This is a genomic window from Streptomyces caniscabiei (assembly GCF_014930365.1).
Classification (GTDB): domain Bacteria; phylum Actinomycetota; class Actinomycetes; order Streptomycetales; family Streptomycetaceae; genus Streptomyces; species Streptomyces caniscabiei.
The window spans coordinates 612,555-628,546 of the sequence record NZ_JABXWI010000004.1; the positions used below are offsets into that span (position 1 = coordinate 612,555).

At 71.0% G+C, this 15,992-nt stretch carries 12 protein-coding genes; 3 read left to right on the top strand and 9 right to left on the bottom strand.

The genetic code is table 11. The features are described from left to right. Positions 1-8: 8 nt before the first annotated feature. Positions 9-1,337 carry a CAP domain-containing protein gene (locus HW837_RS14365; protein WP_045560152.1) on the top strand — a complete coding sequence of 443 codons (1,329 nt, stop codon included), beginning with the start codon at positions 9-11 and terminating at the stop codon, positions 1,335-1,337. 167 nt (positions 1,338-1,504) lie between these two features. Beyond that, positions 1,505-2,608, top strand: a complete 1,104-nt coding sequence (locus tag HW837_RS14370) for a serine hydrolase domain-containing protein (protein WP_093790951.1) — start codon at positions 1,505-1,507, stop codon at positions 2,606-2,608. A gap of 36 nt (positions 2,609-2,644) precedes the next feature. Here the strand turns inward: HW837_RS14370 and HW837_RS14375 are convergent, their stop codons facing one another. From HW837_RS14375 to HW837_RS14385, 3 genes are read right to left on the bottom strand one after another with little or no spacing between them, the layout of a single operon-like run. Next, entirely contained in the window at positions 2,645-5,005 is a 2,361-nt protein-coding gene (locus tag HW837_RS14375; RefSeq protein WP_193379612.1) for a glycoside hydrolase family 65 protein, read from the bottom strand. Then, positions 5,002-5,760: an HAD family hydrolase gene (locus HW837_RS14380; RefSeq protein WP_045560151.1), complete on the bottom strand. Its 759-nt coding sequence runs from the start codon at positions 5,758-5,760 to the stop codon at positions 5,002-5,004. Before HW837_RS14380 ends, HW837_RS14375 begins: the two co-directional genes overlap by 4 nt. Positions 5,761-5,816: 56 nt before the next feature. Further along, entirely contained in the window at positions 5,817-6,695 is an 879-nt protein-coding gene (locus HW837_RS14385; protein ID WP_052682988.1) for an ANTAR domain-containing protein, read from the bottom strand. 93 nt (positions 6,696-6,788) lie between these two features. Here HW837_RS14385 and HW837_RS14390 point away from each other — a divergent pair, with 93 nt between their 5' ends. Continuing rightward, positions 6,789-7,448 carry a nucleoside/nucleotide kinase family protein gene (locus HW837_RS14390; protein ID WP_193379611.1) on the top strand — a complete coding sequence of 220 codons (660 nt, stop codon included), beginning with the start codon at positions 6,789-6,791 and terminating at the stop codon, positions 7,446-7,448. A gap of 85 nt (positions 7,449-7,533) precedes the next feature. Here the strand turns inward: HW837_RS14390 and HW837_RS14395 are convergent, their stop codons facing one another. The 6 genes from HW837_RS14395 to HW837_RS14420 all read right to left on the bottom strand — a co-directional run bounded on the left by HW837_RS14395 (position 7,534) and on the right by HW837_RS14420 (position 15,829). Then, a complete protein-coding gene (locus tag HW837_RS14395) occupies positions 7,534-9,366 on the bottom strand; it encodes a hypothetical protein (protein WP_045560149.1) in 1,833 nt (610 codons plus the stop codon). A 70-nt stretch (positions 9,367-9,436) separates the two neighbouring features. Beyond that, positions 9,437-11,155 carry a hypothetical protein gene (locus HW837_RS14400; RefSeq protein WP_193379610.1) on the bottom strand — a complete coding sequence of 573 codons (1,719 nt, stop codon included), beginning with the start codon at positions 11,153-11,155 and terminating at the stop codon, positions 9,437-9,439. Between the two features lie 2 nt (positions 11,156-11,157). Further along, positions 11,158-12,060 carry a carbohydrate ABC transporter permease gene (locus HW837_RS14405; RefSeq protein WP_045560147.1) on the bottom strand — a complete coding sequence of 301 codons (903 nt, stop codon included), beginning with the start codon at positions 12,058-12,060 and terminating at the stop codon, positions 11,158-11,160. Next, the gene (locus HW837_RS14410; protein ID WP_045560146.1) at positions 12,057-12,977 is read right to left on the bottom strand and encodes a carbohydrate ABC transporter permease; all 921 of its coding nucleotides are present in this window, start codon (positions 12,975-12,977) and stop codon (positions 12,057-12,059) included. Before HW837_RS14410 ends, HW837_RS14405 begins: the two co-directional genes overlap by 4 nt. Positions 12,978-13,106: 129 nt before the next feature. Next, the gene (locus tag HW837_RS14415; RefSeq protein ID WP_045560145.1) at positions 13,107-14,432 is read right to left on the bottom strand and encodes an ABC transporter substrate-binding protein; all 1,326 of its coding nucleotides are present in this window, start codon (positions 14,430-14,432) and stop codon (positions 13,107-13,109) included. Between the two features lie 275 nt (positions 14,433-14,707). Next, positions 14,708-15,829 carry an ROK family protein gene (locus tag HW837_RS14420; protein ID WP_045560144.1) on the bottom strand — a complete coding sequence of 374 codons (1,122 nt, stop codon included), beginning with the start codon at positions 15,827-15,829 and terminating at the stop codon, positions 14,708-14,710. Between the last annotated feature and the right edge of the window lie 163 nt (positions 15,830-15,992).

Sequence of the window (15,992 nt, forward strand, 5' to 3'; positions counted from 1 at the left end):
CGGCACCGATGAACGAGCTGGTACCTGGGGGCAACATCCTCCTGCCGAGCGGCACCCTGACGATCAGGGTGCCGGGCCCCTTCGACGTCTCCGCCCTCGTCACCGACGACACCGGAAGAGTCCGCGGCGACGCGGACTTCGTCTTCTACAACCAGCCGACGGCCCCGGGGGCCCGGCTGGCGGGTGACACCATGACGGTGACCCCGACCGCCCTCCGCCCGGGCGCCACCCGCCTCACCCTCGCGATCAGTCCGGCCGCCCCCGACACACCGTTGGGCCACCTGCCCGCCCCGACCCTGCTCGTCACGACCCCCGACGGCCGCACGATCGCCCGCTTCACCCCACCGCGCCCGGCCCGCGAGACCGTACTGCTCTTGGCGGAGCTGTACCGCAAGGGACAGGGCTGGAAGCTACGGGCGCTGGGCCAGGGGTACGCGGACGGACTGTCGGGCGTGGCGAGGGACTTCGGCGTGGAGGTACTGGAGGACGCGCCCCGTCAGGGGCGCGGGGAACTGCGCGACCAGCCCCCACCGGACCGCACCGTGAACACGAACCCGCCGACCACCGCCCACGATTTCCTCCGCTTGGTCAACTCCACGCGCGCCACCGCGGGTTCCCCTCCCCTGACCCTGAGCCCCCGGCTCATCACCGCCGCCCAGGCCCACGCCACCGCGATGGCCGCCCAGCGCCGGCTCGGCTCGGAGAGCGACGGCCTCTCCGTCCACCAACGCGTCACCGCCACCGGCTACGCCTACCTCACCATCGGCGAACACCTGGTTTCCGGCCCTCGCGACCCCGCCGAGTTCGTCGACTACTGCCTCTCCGAACGACAGGCCCGACAGACCCTCCACGACCCCGCCTGCGCCGAGACCGGTCTCGGCCAGGCCACCGACCCCCGCTCGGGAACCGTCTACTGGACGGCCCTCTGGGCGCAGCCCTTCTCCCCCACCGGCCTCCACCGGACCGCCACCGAGGTCATCACCCTCACCAACACCGAACGGGCCAGGGCCGGTCTCCCCCCGCTCTCTCCCGACCCCCGTCTCACCGACGCCGCCCAGGCGCACAGCGCCGACATGGTGGCCCGCGCCTTCTACGCGCACACCTCCCCCGACGGCGGCGAACCCTGGCACCGCGCGGCGGCGGCCGGCTCCACCCTGCGCTCCATCGGGGAGAACATCGCGTGCGGCCAGCGGTCCGCCGCCGAGGTGGTGCTCGGCTGGATGAACAGCCCCGGGCACCGGGCGAACATCCTCAAACCCGGCTTCACCCGTATAGGTATCGGATTCGTCGGCGGCGGCGCGGCCGGCACGTACTGGACCCAGCTCTTCGGCGGCTGAAACCGATCCACCCGACTGTCCCTCTTTCGAGTCGGGCAACTCGCCCTCAGACCTGGCTACTTGACTCTCCGTGATCACTCGACTCCAATGCACGTGTCGATGACGGCGGGCAACAGGAGACGAATCGGATGGTTCAGATGGTTTCGGGAACGCTGGTTTCGAGAACGGTGGGCACGGGTGTGGCGACGCTGGGCGCGGTCGTCCTGTCCTCCCTCCTGACGGTCCCCGCCCACGCGGCCCCCGCGGCGGGGCCCGACACGACCGAGCTGCGAAAAACGCTGCGCACGGCGCTGTCGCAAGGGGCGCCGGGCGCGTTCGCGAGGATCGACGACAACGGCAAGGTGCATCATCTGGCGGAGGGCGTCGCGGACCGGTCCACCAAGCGGGCCCTCGGCACCGGGGACCGCATCCGCGTCGGCAGCGTCACCAAGACGTTCACGGCGGTGGTCCTGCTGCAACTGGTCGACGAGGGCAAGATCAAGCTCGACACCTCCGTCAACACCTACCTGCCGGGCCTGCTGCCCGACAAGAAGATCACCGTGCGCCATGTGCTCAGCCACCGCAGCGGCCTGTACGACTACGCCAACACCCTCTTCTCCCCCAGCGTGGCGGGGTTCGAGAAGGTGCGGAACAAGGTGTTCACCTACCGTCAGCTGATGGACCTGTCGCTCGCCGAGCCGCTGACCAACAAGCCGGGCGCGTCCTACGCGTACTCCAACGCCAACTTCGTCGTCGCGGGCATGCTCATCGAGAAGATCACCAAGAAGCCGGTGGCGACCGCGTACCAGGACCGGATCATCAAGCCGTTGAAGCTGGCGGACACGTTCTACGTCCACCCGAAGAACACGATCCCCGGCAAGCACGCGCGCGGTTACATGACCGCCGACTCCTCCGGCAAGAAGATCGACTCGACGCAGCAGACGACGTCGTGGGCACAGAGCGCGGGCGGTCTGGTGTCCGGGGCCAAGGACCTGAACACGTTCATGTCCGCGCTGGTGCAGGGCAAGCTCACCTCGGCGGCCCGGCTGAAGGAGATGCTGAAGTGGACGCCGGTGAACAGCACCCAGGCGTACGGGCTGGGGCTGCGCCGGCGCGACCTGTCGTGCGGCGTCTCGGTGTACGGGCACACGGGGACGGTGCAGGGCTACTACACGTGGGCGTTCACCTCGAAGAACGGCAAGCGCAGTGTGACCTCGTTCGCCAACACCTCCAACAACGGCACGGTGTACGCGACGGTCAACCGCACACTGGAGTCCGCCTTCTGCGGCTGACGGCCGCGCGGAGCACGTCCCCGGCCGCCCGGCGTCTCAGCCCGCCCTCCCCCGGCGGCGTCCCGGGCGGCGGTGCGGCGGCTGGTCCGGCGCCGGGCCGGGTGATGTCGGCGCCGGGATGTCCAGGCGCCGGGGTTTGTCCCCGTCGAGGGTGACCGGCTCACCGTGGTGACGGACGGTCAGCGTGTCGCCGGACAGCAGGGTGTAGGTGGCGTGGCGGGGTTTGATCTCCACGCGCAGACAGGTGTCGAGCAGCCCGACGTTGAAGGCGAGCCTGCTCAGGCGCTCGGGGAGGCGGGGTGCGAAGCCGACGGTCGTGCCGTGCTGGCGCATCCCGCCGAAGCCCGCGACCAGCGCCGTCCAGGTGCCGGCGAGGGCGGCGATGTGCAGGCCGTCGCGGGTGTTGTGCTCCAGGTCCGCCAGATCCATCAGCGCCGACTCGGCCAGATAGTCGTAGGCGAGACCGAGGTGACCGACCTGGGCCGCGATGACGGCCTGGCAGCAGGCGGACAGGGAGGAGTCGCGGACGGTGAGCGGCTCGTAGTAGGCGAAGTCGCGGGCCATCTGGTCGTCGTCGAAGCGGTCGCCGCACTTGTACATCGCGAGGACCAGGTCGGCCTGCTTGACGACCTGTTTGCGGTAGAGGTCGAAGTAGGGGAAGTGCAGCATCAGCGGGTACTGGTCGGGCCCGGTGTTCTCGAAGTCCCAGCGCTGGTGGCGGGTGAACCCGGCGTGCTGCTCGTGGACGCCCAGTTCGTCGTCGTAGGGGACGTACATGGCCTGGGCGGCGTCGCGCCAGGCGGCGCTCTCCTCCTCGTCGACGCCGAGCTGCCGGGCACGGTCGGGATGGCGTTCGACGGCGTCGACGGCTGCCAGCAGGTTCCGGCGGGCCATGAGGTTGGTGTACGTGTTGTCGTCGACGACGGCGCTGTACTCGTCCGGGCCGGTCACGCCGTCGATGTGGAAGGCGCCGTGGTGGTCGTGGTGGCCGAGGGAGCGCCAGAGCCGGGCGGTCTCGACGAGGAGTTCGACGCCGGTGTCGCGTTCGAAGGCCGTGTCGCCGGTGACGGCGGTGTGGCGGACCACGGCGTCGGCGATGGCGGCATTGACGTGGAAGGCGGCCGTGCCGGCGGGCCAGTACGCGGAGCGCTCCGAGCCGTCGATGGTCCGCCAGGGGAACGCGGCGCCCTTCAGGCCGAGTTGGGCCGCGCGGTCGCGGGCGGCGGGCAGGGTGTTCTGCCGCCAGCGCAGGGCCTCGGTGACCGCGCCGGGGGCGGTGTGGGTGAGCAGCGGCAGGACGAAGGTCTCGGTGTCCCAGAAGGCGTGGCCGTCGTAGCCGGAACCGGTGAGGCCCTTGGCGGGGATGGCGCGCTGTTCGGCGCGGGCGCCCGCCTGGAGGACGTGGAACAGGGCGAAGCGTACGGCCTGCTGGATCTCCTCGTCGCCGTCGACCTCGACGTCGGCGCGGGCCCAGAAGTCGTCGAGGTAGGACCGCTGTTCGTCGACGAGGCCCTGCCAGCCGCCGTACGCGGCGGCGGAGAGAGCGGCGTCGACCTGGTCGCCGACCGCGGGCAGCGAACGGGTGCTCGACCAGCCGTGGGCGACCGTCTTCTCCACCCGCAGCCGCTCGCCGGGCGCCAGGACGGTGGTGGCGGTGAGCCGGGCGACATCGTCCCGGCTCTCGGCGCCGGTGGTGATCTGGCCGGGCGCGGTGACGACGTGGTCGGCGGCGGCCGCGACACGCAGACCGCTGCGCCGGGTGCGGTGGACCAGCCGGAGCCGCGTCCCGTCGGCGAAGTGCTCCTCCGCCTCCAGCGGGGCCTCCAGGGCGACGGCGGCCCGGGGATCGCCCTCGTGCCGGGGCAGTTGCTCGTTGGCGACCAGCTCCGACTGGACGACGACGCGTGCCTCGCCGTCGACGGCCTCGACCTCGTAGGCCACGGCGGCGATCGCGCGCTGGGTGAAGGACACCAGGCGGGTGGAGCGCACCCGGACGGTCGTGCCGGCCGGGGAGGTCCACTCGCAGCTGCGGCGCAGCACGCCCGCGCGGAGGTCGAGGACGCGTTCGTGGGAGCGCAGTCGGCCGTAGCGCAGGTCGAAGGGTTCGTCGTCGACGAGCAGACGGAGGAGCTTGCCGTTGGTGACGTCGATGACCGTCTGCCCGGACTCGGGATAGCCGTAGCCGGCCTCCGCGTAGGGCAGCGGGTGCAGTTCGTGGACGCCGTTGAGATAGGTGCCGGGCAGCCCGTGCGGTTCGCCCTCGTCGAGGTTGCCGCGCCAGCCGACGTGGCCGTTGGCGAGGGCGAACACGGATTCGCTCTGTGGCAGGACGTCGAGGTGGAGGCCCTGTTCGCTCAGCGCCCACGGTTCGACGCCGTACGACCTGTGTGTGATCACGCCCACTCCCCCAGGTCCGTGAGGTCCGCCACGACGGTGTCGGCGCCGTGGGCGCGCAGCGCGTCGGCCTGGCCGACGCGGTCGAGGCCGACGACGTGTCCGAAGCGGCCCGCGCGTCCGGCGTCCATGCCGGCGAGGGCGTCCTCGAAGACGGCGGCGTCGGCGGGTTCGACGCCGAGGTCGTGGGCGGCGGCGAGGAAGGTGTCGGGGCGCGGTTTGCCCGGCAGGCCGCGTTCGGCGGCGACCACGCCGTCGATCCGTACGTCGAAGAGGTCCTCGGCGTCGATGGAGCGCAGGACGTCCCGGCAGTTGGCGCTGGAGGAGACGATCGCGGTGCGCAGGCCGTGGGCGCGGACGCGTTCGAGGTAGCGCAGGGTGCCGTCGTAGGCCTCGACGCCGTCGGTGCGGATGAGGTCCAGCAGGATGTCGTTCTTGCGGTTGCCGAGGCCGTGCACGGTGGGGGCGTCGGGCGGGTCGTCGGGGGTGCCGTCGGGGAGGTGGATGTCCCGGGAGGCCAGGAAGGTGCGGACGCCGTCGGCGCGGGGCAGGCCGTCGACGTACTGGTCGTAGTCGGCGGCGGGGTCGAAGGGCCGGAAGTCGTCGCCGTCGCGTCGGTGCAGGAACTCGTCGAAGGCCTTCTGCCATGCGGCGGCGTGCACGACGGCCGTCCTGGTGACGACCCCGTCGAGGTCGAAGAGGCAGGCGCGGATCCGCCGGGGCAGGCCCAGTTCGGTGAGTTCGCTCGGTGCGGTCATGGAGGTGGGGTTCCCCGTCGTACGGAAGTCAGTGTGCCGGGCGGGTGAGAAGCAGGTCATCGGCGGCTGATGCTGCCGCCGCCGTGGGCGCGGCCGAGGGCGTGCAGATGTTCGAGGGCGTCCAGCACGACGGTCCGGTCGTACCAGGCCAGCCACTCGCCCGTCTCCGCGGCGGCGACGGCCAGCGCCTTGAGCTGAGCACGTGTCAGCCCCTTCAGCGGTCGTTCGAAATGGGCGGAGACCATGCCCACGCACAGTCCGGAGGTGCTGGTGAGCGGCACGCTGTGGCAGGCGCGGCTGCCCGCGTGGAGGATCGCGGAGCGGGCGTCGTCGGTGAACACCGGGTCGGTCGCCACGTCCTGGACGGTCACCTGGGCGACCTCCCGCGCGGCCTTGGCGCAGGAGGTTCCCTCCTCACCGACGTGGGCGAAGAAGTCGACGAAGTCCGCCGGGTGTCCCCTGTGCCGTTCGAGGCGCAGCCCGCCCTCGACGCGGTCGGCGATCTGGACGTTGCCCATGTCGGTGCCGACGACGGCGAGGGCCTGGCTGAGGACGGCCGTCAGGACCTCGCTCCGGTTGCCGCGTCCGACGCGGCGGTCGCGTGCCTCCTCGAAGCTGAGGGTCGGCTCCGCGTGCCGGGCCCGGCCGGGGAACCACAGCGCGCCACGGGCATCCGGGCGCGGCGCGCCGACCGCGGCCTCGGCGAGGGTGCGCAGCTTGACGTTGTACTGCTGCGAGGCCCGCTGGAGCAGCGCGAACGCGGTCTCGGCGTCCGGCAGGGCGTAGCGCTCCCGCAGCATGCCCTGTGCCTGGGCGACCGACGCCCGGCTCTCCGTCCGGGTGCGCAGCTGTCGTACCTCGGCGCGCAGTCGCGCCAGTTCCTCCCGCACCGCCTCGTCGTCGCCGTCCGGCTCCGACCAGGGTCCTGCACGCATGGGCACCTTCCGATTTTTCTCGCCTCGGTCGACAGCAGGGGTCGTCTGCCCGGTCCGGGCGCGAGTACGCCGGTGGGGTCTACCGTCTTCCTCATGTCTGTGACCTTCGACGGCCTGCTGAACCGGGCCGCCGCCCTGGCCCGCCCCGACCGCCGCGTCCTCCTCGGTGTCACGGGCGGCCCCGGTGCGGGCAAGACCACCCTGGCCGAGCGGCTGACCCGGGAGCTCAACGGCGGTGGCGAGCCCTGGGTCGCCCATGTCCCGATGGACGGTTTCCATCTGGCCGACGTGGAGCTGGACCGGCTGGGCCGCCGGGACCGCAAGGGCGCGCCGGACACGTTCGACGCGGCGGGGTACGCGGCACTGTTGGAGCGGTTGCGGGGCGACGAGGACGACGTCGTGTACGCGCCGGGATTCGAGCGGACCCTGGAGCAGGCGATCGCGGGGGCGATCCCGGTCCCGCGGTCCGCGCGGCTGGTGGTGACGGAGGGGAACTATCTGCTGGTGCCCGGCGAACCCTGGTCGCGTGTCCGTTCCCACCTGGACGAGGTGTGGTTCTGCGAGCTGGACGAGGCCGAGCGTGTCCGTCGTCTGGTCGCCCGCCACGAGGAGTTCGGCAAGGGACATGACGAGGCGGTCGCCTGGGTCCTCCGCACGGACGAGCGCAACGCGGAGCTGGTGGCGACGACCAGGCCGTACGCGGACCTGGTGGTGCCGGCGTCGGCGATGCCCGTGGTGGAGGCCGGAGCGTAGGAACGGGCCGGGGGAATGAGGCAGCCCGACGTCGTCAGGAACGTCGGGCTGCCGGTCTGTGCGGCCTGTGGCCGGGCGCGGGGGGTCAGGGGCGCAGCGTCAGGGTCGGTTCGCCCCGGTCGTCGCCCGCCGGGTCACCGATCACGGCCGTGAACGCCTCCGTGCGGACCCTCAGCCCGTCCGCGACGCGGTCGAACGTGGGGTCGAAGACCGCGCCGGACCCGCCGTAGCGGACGGCGAAGACGCTGAGGTCGTCCGGCGCATCCGGTGCGGGGGTGGCCTCGACGGCCGTGGAGGCCACCAGGTGGGACCAGCCCTCGTCGGGGTTGCCGTAGCCGCGCGGGTCGGCGGCGAGGGCGAAGGCGGCGCGCTCCTGGGTGGTGTCGGCGCGGGCGTCGAAGAACTCCGGGCCCTCGGCGGCCGGGTGGGTCAGCCACAGGTCGCCGGCCGAGGTCACGTCGGCGTCCGCGATCCGGCGCAGGCCCTGCGCGTCGTCCGCCACGTACGGCAGTCCGGCGAGGAGGTACGGCGAGCCGGGCAGGCGTTCGACGGCGACGGTGGTCCACAGTCGGGTGCCGTCGGTGACGTACAGGGACTGGACGTGCCGCAGGACGTGGTCGCGGGTGACGACGGGCTTGGTGACGAGCTTGGCCGCGAGGCCGTCGGCCCGGACGTCCCGGACCCGGGTCTCGCCCATGGGCCGGCAGAGCAGGAACCCGTCGACGACCGGGCCGAAGCCGTGCTGGCGGTCGACGGCTGCGGGGAGGAGATAGGTCCCGTCGGCCTCGATCAGGGCGGGCGTCATCCTGGAGTCGAAGGCGACGGAGACCCGGCCCGCCCGCAGCTGGTGCCGGACCGGCCGGGTGGACGGGGTGCGGTGCCAGGGTGTGGTGTCCTGGATCTGCCAGACCAGCATCCACGCGAAGTGGCCGTCGACGCCGCCGTCCGGCTTGACCGCGTGCCGGCCCCATCGGGTGTCGCCCCGGTAGCGGCCCAGGTCGGCACCGACGCGGTGGCCGAAGTAGCGCAGGCCGAGCACGGACTCGAAGCCGGAGTGCTGTTCGCTGTAGCGGGGGCCGCCGTTGTCGAAGCCGCCGACGGTGAGGCGTGCGTCGATGTAGCGGGCGACCGCCTCCCCGTCCTCGGCGAAGATCTCCTCGCCGCTCACCCGGTGGGCCTGGGCGAGGAACGACAGGGAGATGGGGCCGTAGTTGTTGTCGTAGGCGCCGCCGTGCTCGGGTGGGAGGAGGGCGCCCCGGTCGCGTACCCGGTGGGCGCGGATCTCGTCGGCGTACAGGGTGAGCGCCTGTGCGCGGATCCGTTCGCCGTCCTCGGGCGGAAGGTGGCGGGCGAGCATCAGGCCGCCGACGACGCAGCCGATGGCCTGGTTGCCGGCCTCCTGCGGGTTGAAGAAGGTCGCCTCGGTGAGCCAGCGCCAGTAGCCGCGGCTCATCTCCCGCAGTGCGCCGGTCTGTTCGTCGGTGAGGAGGCCCTCGGCGAGGTCGAGCAGGTTGACCGCCTGGAGCAGCGCCCATACCGTGCTCGGCCAGTCGCCGATCGGGTGGGCGCCGGGCGCCAGGGTGTAACGGGCGTACGGGAAGCCGGAGTCGCGCACCCTGAGGTTCGGGTAGCCGGGGTTGTCGTCGGTGAAGACGCGCTCCCGGAGGTGGAAGTCGGTGCTGCGGCCGACCGCCTCCGGCAGGCGCGGGTCCTTGGTGCGCTGCCAGGCGAGGGCGAGCAGGGAGGTGATGCCGAGGGAGGTGTCGCCGATGTCGTCGACGCAGTCGGGGTGTTCGAGGTTGCCCTCGGGCGTGATGCGCGCGAGGGCCTGTTCGACGACGCCGGTGAGGACCTCGTCGTACGCCTCGGGGCTGTCCGGCAGGTCGTGCAACGGGTCGAGCTGGCGCGGGAGATGCACGGGAGGGGGCGTGGGGCGCACGGGGATCAGTCCTTCATGCCTGGGGTGGCCATGGAGTGGTTCGTCGGGGTCACACGGCGGGTGCGGGCCGGCGGGCACGCAGTGCGACGGTCAGTGTCTGTGGGCCGATCCCACCTAGGTAGACGCGGTTCCCGGTCGTCGCGTCGGTGCCGCCCACCACGGTGTGGTCCTGGCCCGGGTCGTACCGAAGTATGTCGCTCCGGTCCGGCCCGGCGAGCGGTTCTCCTGCCTCGACATCGGCCTCGACCCGGATCTCGTCGTCGCCGACGCGGTAGGTCAACGGCTCGGTCGTCAGGCACCAGCTTCCGTCGCCGAGCGGTACGGCGCCCTGCGGCTCGCCGCCCGGGCGGAAGGTCAGTTCGAGGGCCCAGGGCACCGATGGACCGCTGATGTCGATCCGCAGGTCAGCCCCGTCCTCCCGCAGGGCGACCTCGACTCGGGTCGTGTGGGAGACCTCGTCCTGGGGGCGGTCGGGGAAGGCCATCGCCGCAGAGAAGCGGCCCTCGTCCACCAGGCGGTAGGCGCCGTCGTCGCGCCTCCGGTCCTTCGGGAGCGGCTGGTAGTAGGCGGTTGTGAGGGTTTGGGTGAGCCGGTACCGGTTGTCGGCGAGCTGTTCCATGTCGGCGGCACGGAACGGGCCCAGGTCGAAGAACACCCGTGAGAGGCGGACCGCGTCGAGGACGGCGGCACCGGCGAACAGGCGCAGGAAGGTGGGGTTGCAGGCGAGGCCCGAGCGGATGCGCCGGTGCTCGGGCACGTCGGAGCCGCCGTACACCACGGTGTGCGCGGTGGCCGAGACATGTGCGGCGAGGCGTGCGGTGCGGAGGTACCGGTCGCGCGGGAGCTTCTCCGCGTCCGGGGCCGGCAGGGCGCGGCACAGATCCGGGGTGAGGAGGGTCTGGGCGAGCAGGTCGGGGTCCTTGATGCCGTCGGCGGCCGCCAGGCGGGCCGCGCGGGCGAAGTCGCCCCGGCCGGTACGGATCGCGAGCAGCCGGTAGTGCGGCAGGTAGGGCCACAGCGCGAACGAAAGCTTCTGGTCCTGGCGGCGCGAGTGGACGGTCTCCACCATGCCGTCCGGCCTGATCAGGTCCAGGGTCGTGGCGAGGTTGCGTTCGACGGCGTCCAGCAGGTCGGTACGCCCGAGCACCTCGGCCAGCAACAGCAGCGCCGGGTTGGTGACGATCGAGGCGTAGACGGCGCTGCGTTCCGAGTACAGGCCGTCCGCGTCGATGTCGACGCCCTCGGCGAGCCACTGCTCGACCCGGTCGAGCAGCCGGTCGTCGGGGAACGACCGGTGCAGCCGGGCCAGCGCCGCGCTCAGCTCCCAGCGGTGGTTCGGGGTGTGCACTCCGCCGGTCAGGAGGCTGCCGGAGGCGGCGCCCGCGATGTCGGCGAGCACGGCCGTGACCTCACGCAGTTCCCGTCCCCCGCCGGCGGCGAGGACGTGCGCGTCGCACACGTCGTTGACGGTGAAGGCGGAGTCCGGCGGCGACTGCACGTTGTCGCTGCCGGCGAAGAGGCCGGAGGCCGTCTGCACGGCCCGCAGGGCACGCAGGTGAGTCAGCGCGGCGGCGACGGCCCGCTCGCTGCCGTGCAGGGCCGAGGCCGGGGAACGGTAGGCCGCGACCAGTGTCTTCACCCGCCGCGCCAGACCACGGTGCGGCACACCGGCGGGTTCACCGTCGGGGTCGGCGGCGAGCGGGCCGGCCGTCCGGTCGGCGGCGCGGGCCGCCGACCGGACGAACTCGTGGTCGAGCGGGGAAGGCAAGGTCAGTCCTTCAGTCCGGCGTTGATGTCGGCGTTCATGACGTACTTCTGGAAGACCAGGAAGACGACGATCAGCGGAACCATGGAGATGACCGAACCGCCGAGCAGCACCGACCAGTTGATGTTCTGCGCGCCGACGAGGCTCTGGATGCCGATCTGCACGGTGAACTTCTCGGGGTCGTTCAGCATCAGCAGCGGCCAGATGTAGTCGTTCCACCGCCACTGGAACGACAGGATGGCGAGCGTCAGCATGATGGGCCGGGAGAGCGGCACCATGATCCGCAGGAAGATCGACAGCTCTTTCGCGCCGTCGATGCGGGCGGCCTCGATGAGTTCGTCGGGGACCGTCAGGAAGAACTGGCGGAACATGAAGCAGCCGGTCGCGGTGAGCAGGGCCGGGAGGATGATGCCGGAGAGCGAGTTGTAGAAGCCGAGGTCGCGGACGACCAGGAACAGCGGGGCGAGCATGACCTCGGCCGGCAGCATCGTGGTGGCCAGGATGCAGAGGAAGAACGCCTTGAGCCACTTGTTGTCGTACTTGGCCAGCGCGTACCCGGTGCAGCAGCTGACTCCCACCGTGAGGATCGTCGCGATCACACACACGATGGTCGTGTTGATGAAGTACTCGGAGAAGTTGGCGCTCGCCCACGCCTCCTTGTAGCCCGACACGGTCGGGTTGTCGGGGAACACCGTCAGGGGGAGGGAGAACAGGTCTCCCGCCGGTTTGAAGGAGCTGAGGACGAACCACAGCACCGGCACCCCGTAGAGGGCCGCGAGGATCCACAGCAGTGTCGTCGGGGCGATCGCGCGCCGAAGCCCACCGGTGGCCGAGCCGCGGGACCGCTTCATTCGGACGGGTCGTCCGGGCCCGGCGTCGACCTTGCGTGGCATGTCTGTGGTTGTCATCGGTTCTCCACCCGCCGGTTGACCATCATCTGGATGAGCGCGACGGCCATCAGGATGAGCATGAGCACGAACGACGCGGCGCTCGCGTAGCCGATCTGGCCTGACTTGAAGCCCGTCTGGTAGATGTACTGGACCAGCAGGTTGTTCGACGTTCCGGGGCCACCGTTGTTGAGGGAGGCGAACACCGCGTATTCCTTCATCGCGTGGATCGTGTTGAGCAGGATGACGATGAAGGACGTGGGGGCGATGCTCGGCAGGGTGATGCTGAAGAACTGGCGCCATGGGCCGGCGCCGTCGAGCGCGGCCGCCTCGTAGTACGACGTCGGGACGTTCTTGATCGCCGCGATGAACAGCAGCATGGAGAAGCCCGTCCAGGCCCAGGCCGCCGCGACCACGACCACGAGCAGTGACAGGTCCGCGTTCGACTGCCAGGGGACGGCGCTTCCGCCGACCTTCTCGATGAAGTAGTTGACCAGTCCGAAGTTCTCACCGAACAGCCAGCGCCACAGGACACCCACGATGATGGGCGACAGCAGCCACGGGATGAAGAAGAAGATGCGGGCGACCGACGCGCCCTTGGCGTGCTTGCTCACCAGCACGTTGGCGATGAGCAGCGAGAGCACGAAGTTCAGCGGGACGAAGAGCACCGTGTACAGCAGCGTGCGGGTCGTCGCGGCGTAGAAGGTCGAATCCCCGAGCAGCTTCTGGTAGTTGTCCAGTCCGACGAACTGGAACGCCCCCACGCCCGTGTAGTTCGTGAAGGAGTAGACGAGCCCGATCACCGCCGGCCAGACGAAGAACAGCGCGAAGAGCACGACGTTGCCGGAGATGAGGACGAGCGGTGCGAGGGTGTACTTGCTTCGTCTCCTGGGCGGGCTCACGGACACGTCCGAAGCGTCCGGGGCGCGTTTGGTCATCTTGCTGACTCCGTGCTGGTGGAATGGGTTCCTGGAGGCTCAGGCCATGGGCCCGGCATCACATGGGTGGGATCCGCGGGCCCGGGCGGCGGGGTCGGGACTCCGCCGCCCGGGACTGCCAATCCGTGATCAGCCGCCGACCTGCTGGTTGTAGCCGTCGACGATGTTCTGCAGGGCCTTGTCGGACGACTGCTCGCCGTTGATCGCCTTGCCGAGCTCCGCCTTGGTCGGGTCGTCGGCGAGGCTCTTGCCCTTCAGCACCCAGTTCGTCTGCGCGCTGTTGAAGTAGCCGGAGATGGGGTCGTACAGCGGGATGGACTCGTTGTAGAGCTTGAACGCCGCCTGCGCCGCCTCGGACTTGAAGGGGTACTTCGGGTTCAGACCGCTCTCGACCGGCAGGAAGCCCGACGTCTCGCACAGGGTCTTGTAGTGGTCGGGCTCGTACAGCCAGGACAGGAACTTCTTCGCGGCGGCGGCCGCGTCGGCGTTGTTGTTGAAGCCGACCGTCATGCCGCCGCTGTTGACGTCACTGGCCTGCACCGGCTGGGCGGGGGTCGGGACGCTCGCCCACTCGAACTTGGTGATGCTCTCCGAGTAGGCGGCGACCTGCCACACACCGGACCAGTAGGCGACGACGTCACCGCTCTGGAACATGGCCGACGGGTCGGCGCCGCTGGTCCACACCGACTTCGGCATGGTCTTGTCGTCGTTCCAGCCGACGAAGGTCTTCACGGCCTTCTTGGTCGCCGCGTCCACCGAGAACTTGCCGGCGTCGTCGGCGTGGACGTACTTGCCGCCCATCTCGTAGACCATGGCGCGCAGCCGGGACGGCGACTGGTCGAAGGTCAGGGAGTACTTGGCCTTGGTCTTCTCCCGGACCTCGTTCGCCGCCTTGATGAACTCGTCCCAGGACCAGGTCTTGTCGGGCGAGGTCGGGTAGTCGACGCCGGCCTTCTCGAACAGCGACTTGTTGATGAACATGCCGGACGCGGTGACGTCCGAGGGGATGGACAGCACCTTCCCGGAGGAGTCCTTGGCGACGAAGTTGGCGTTGATCTTGTTCGTCTTGTTGTTGGCGATGTCGCTGAGGTCGATCAGCTTGTTCGACCAGATCGGGTCGAGCGCCGGCACGGCCGCCACGTCGGGCAGCGAGTTCGCCTGCGCGGAGTTGCGCAGCTTCGTCGCGTAGCCGTCGTAGGGGATGTTGACGAGCTTGACCTTGACGCCCGTCTCCTTCTCGTACTGCGCCACCATCTTCTTCCAGCCCGCGTCCTGCCCCGGAACCGTGGAGATCCAGAACGTCAGCGACTTGGAGGTACCGCCCGAGTCGGAATCCCCTCCTCCGCAGGCGGAGAGCAGCAGGGCGGCCGCCGAGACACCGGCAGCGAGGGGAACCAGGCGGCGCACACCGCCGCGGCCGAGTCGGCGGGAGCGCCGCACACCCACAGTGGTCATCTTCGATCCCTTTTTTTCGGTAGGGGACGGAGCACGGCGCCGACCGAGGCGGCACGGGTGCATTTTGCAGGAAGGCTGCTTTCCGGGGGGCGCGGCCTCGCCCGGCCGCGTCGTCCACGCGGGGCGGTATCCCCGGCCGTTCAGGCCGTCACCGCACGGGCACGCCCTCGTGCGGTTGCCGTACTTCAGTACAGGCGGGACGCTCGCCCCAAGCCGGCGTCCCGGCCGACTTAGAAAGCGCTTGTCCGGACATTGGCAGATGCCGGTGGAGTCCGTCAATGCTTCACCCCCGCGCCTCCGGTCACGGTTTGGATTCCCCGGGCCACGGCCAGCCGACTGGCCCCCACGACGGTGCCGCTGTCGCCGAGCGCGCTGCTCACGACCTCGGTGGGCCAGCTCAGCCGGGCCAGTTCGGCCCGTACGCCGGGCAGCAGCCGGGGCTTGGAGCCCACGGCACCGCCCAGCACGATCAGGCCGGGGTCCAGGACGGCGGTGGCCGCCGCGGCGAGTCTGCCCACGTCGGCGGCGTGCCGGCCGACGACGGCGCACGCCGTGGCGTGCCCCTCCTCGGCCAGTGCGAACAGCCCGTCGACGGTGTCGGGGCAGGCGCCGTCCGCGCCCTGCCAGGCGTCCGCCGCCCGGCGCAGCAGGGAACCCGCTCCTATGTGGGCCTCCAGGCCCTCGTGGCGGGGTTCGCGGTCGGCGTCCCACGGGTAGGGCAGCCGGGCCACCTCACCGGCGGCGCCGTTCGCGCCGCGCAGCACCTGGCCGCCGATGACGACACCGAGACCGATGCCGACACCGATGCGCAGATAGCCGAAGGTGTCCCGGCCCCGGGCCGCGCCTTCGTGCAGCTCGGCGAGGGCGGCGCAGTTCACGTTGTTCTCGACGTGCACGGGGACGCCGGGCGGGAGGGTCACGGTCAGGGCGTCGAAGATGGGCCCCGCCTTGGCGGTGGCGGGGCGGACGGCCGTGCCCTCCCGGCTCTGGACGGTGACATCGCCCACGGCGACGACGATGGCGCGCAGCGGCGCCCCGGGCGACAGCCCGGAGAGCGCGTCGGCGACCACGTCGACGGTCTCCGCGCGCAGCCCGGTGCCCTCGGCCAGCAGGGTGCCGTCCAGGGCGCAGACCCGGACCCGGGTGACGCTCGGGCCGAGGTCGACGGCGAGGACCGCGCCGGCGGCGGGACCCAGGTCGTATACGGCCGCCGACCTGCCGGTTCCGCCGTTGAGGGTGCCCGAGCGGGCGGCCAGACCGGCCGCCTCCAGCTCGGCCACGGCGGTGGAGACGGTCGGCTTGGAAAGGCGGGCCCCGGTGGCCAGTTGCGGGCGGGTGGCGGTGCTCGACGCGGCCAGTACGGCGAAGACAGCGCGGGCGCTCTCGCTCAGTTGCATGCTCTCCCCAGTCGTACCGCGATCATGCGGCCGCACGGTCGTGCGGTGTCCGGCGTCGTAACCCTTGACGCACTCTTATTCGTTAGTTAATTTCCTAACGAAGTCAAGCGGTACTCGCCTACCGCATCGCCAGAGGCCCGTCCCGGGGCTTCACGAGCACCCC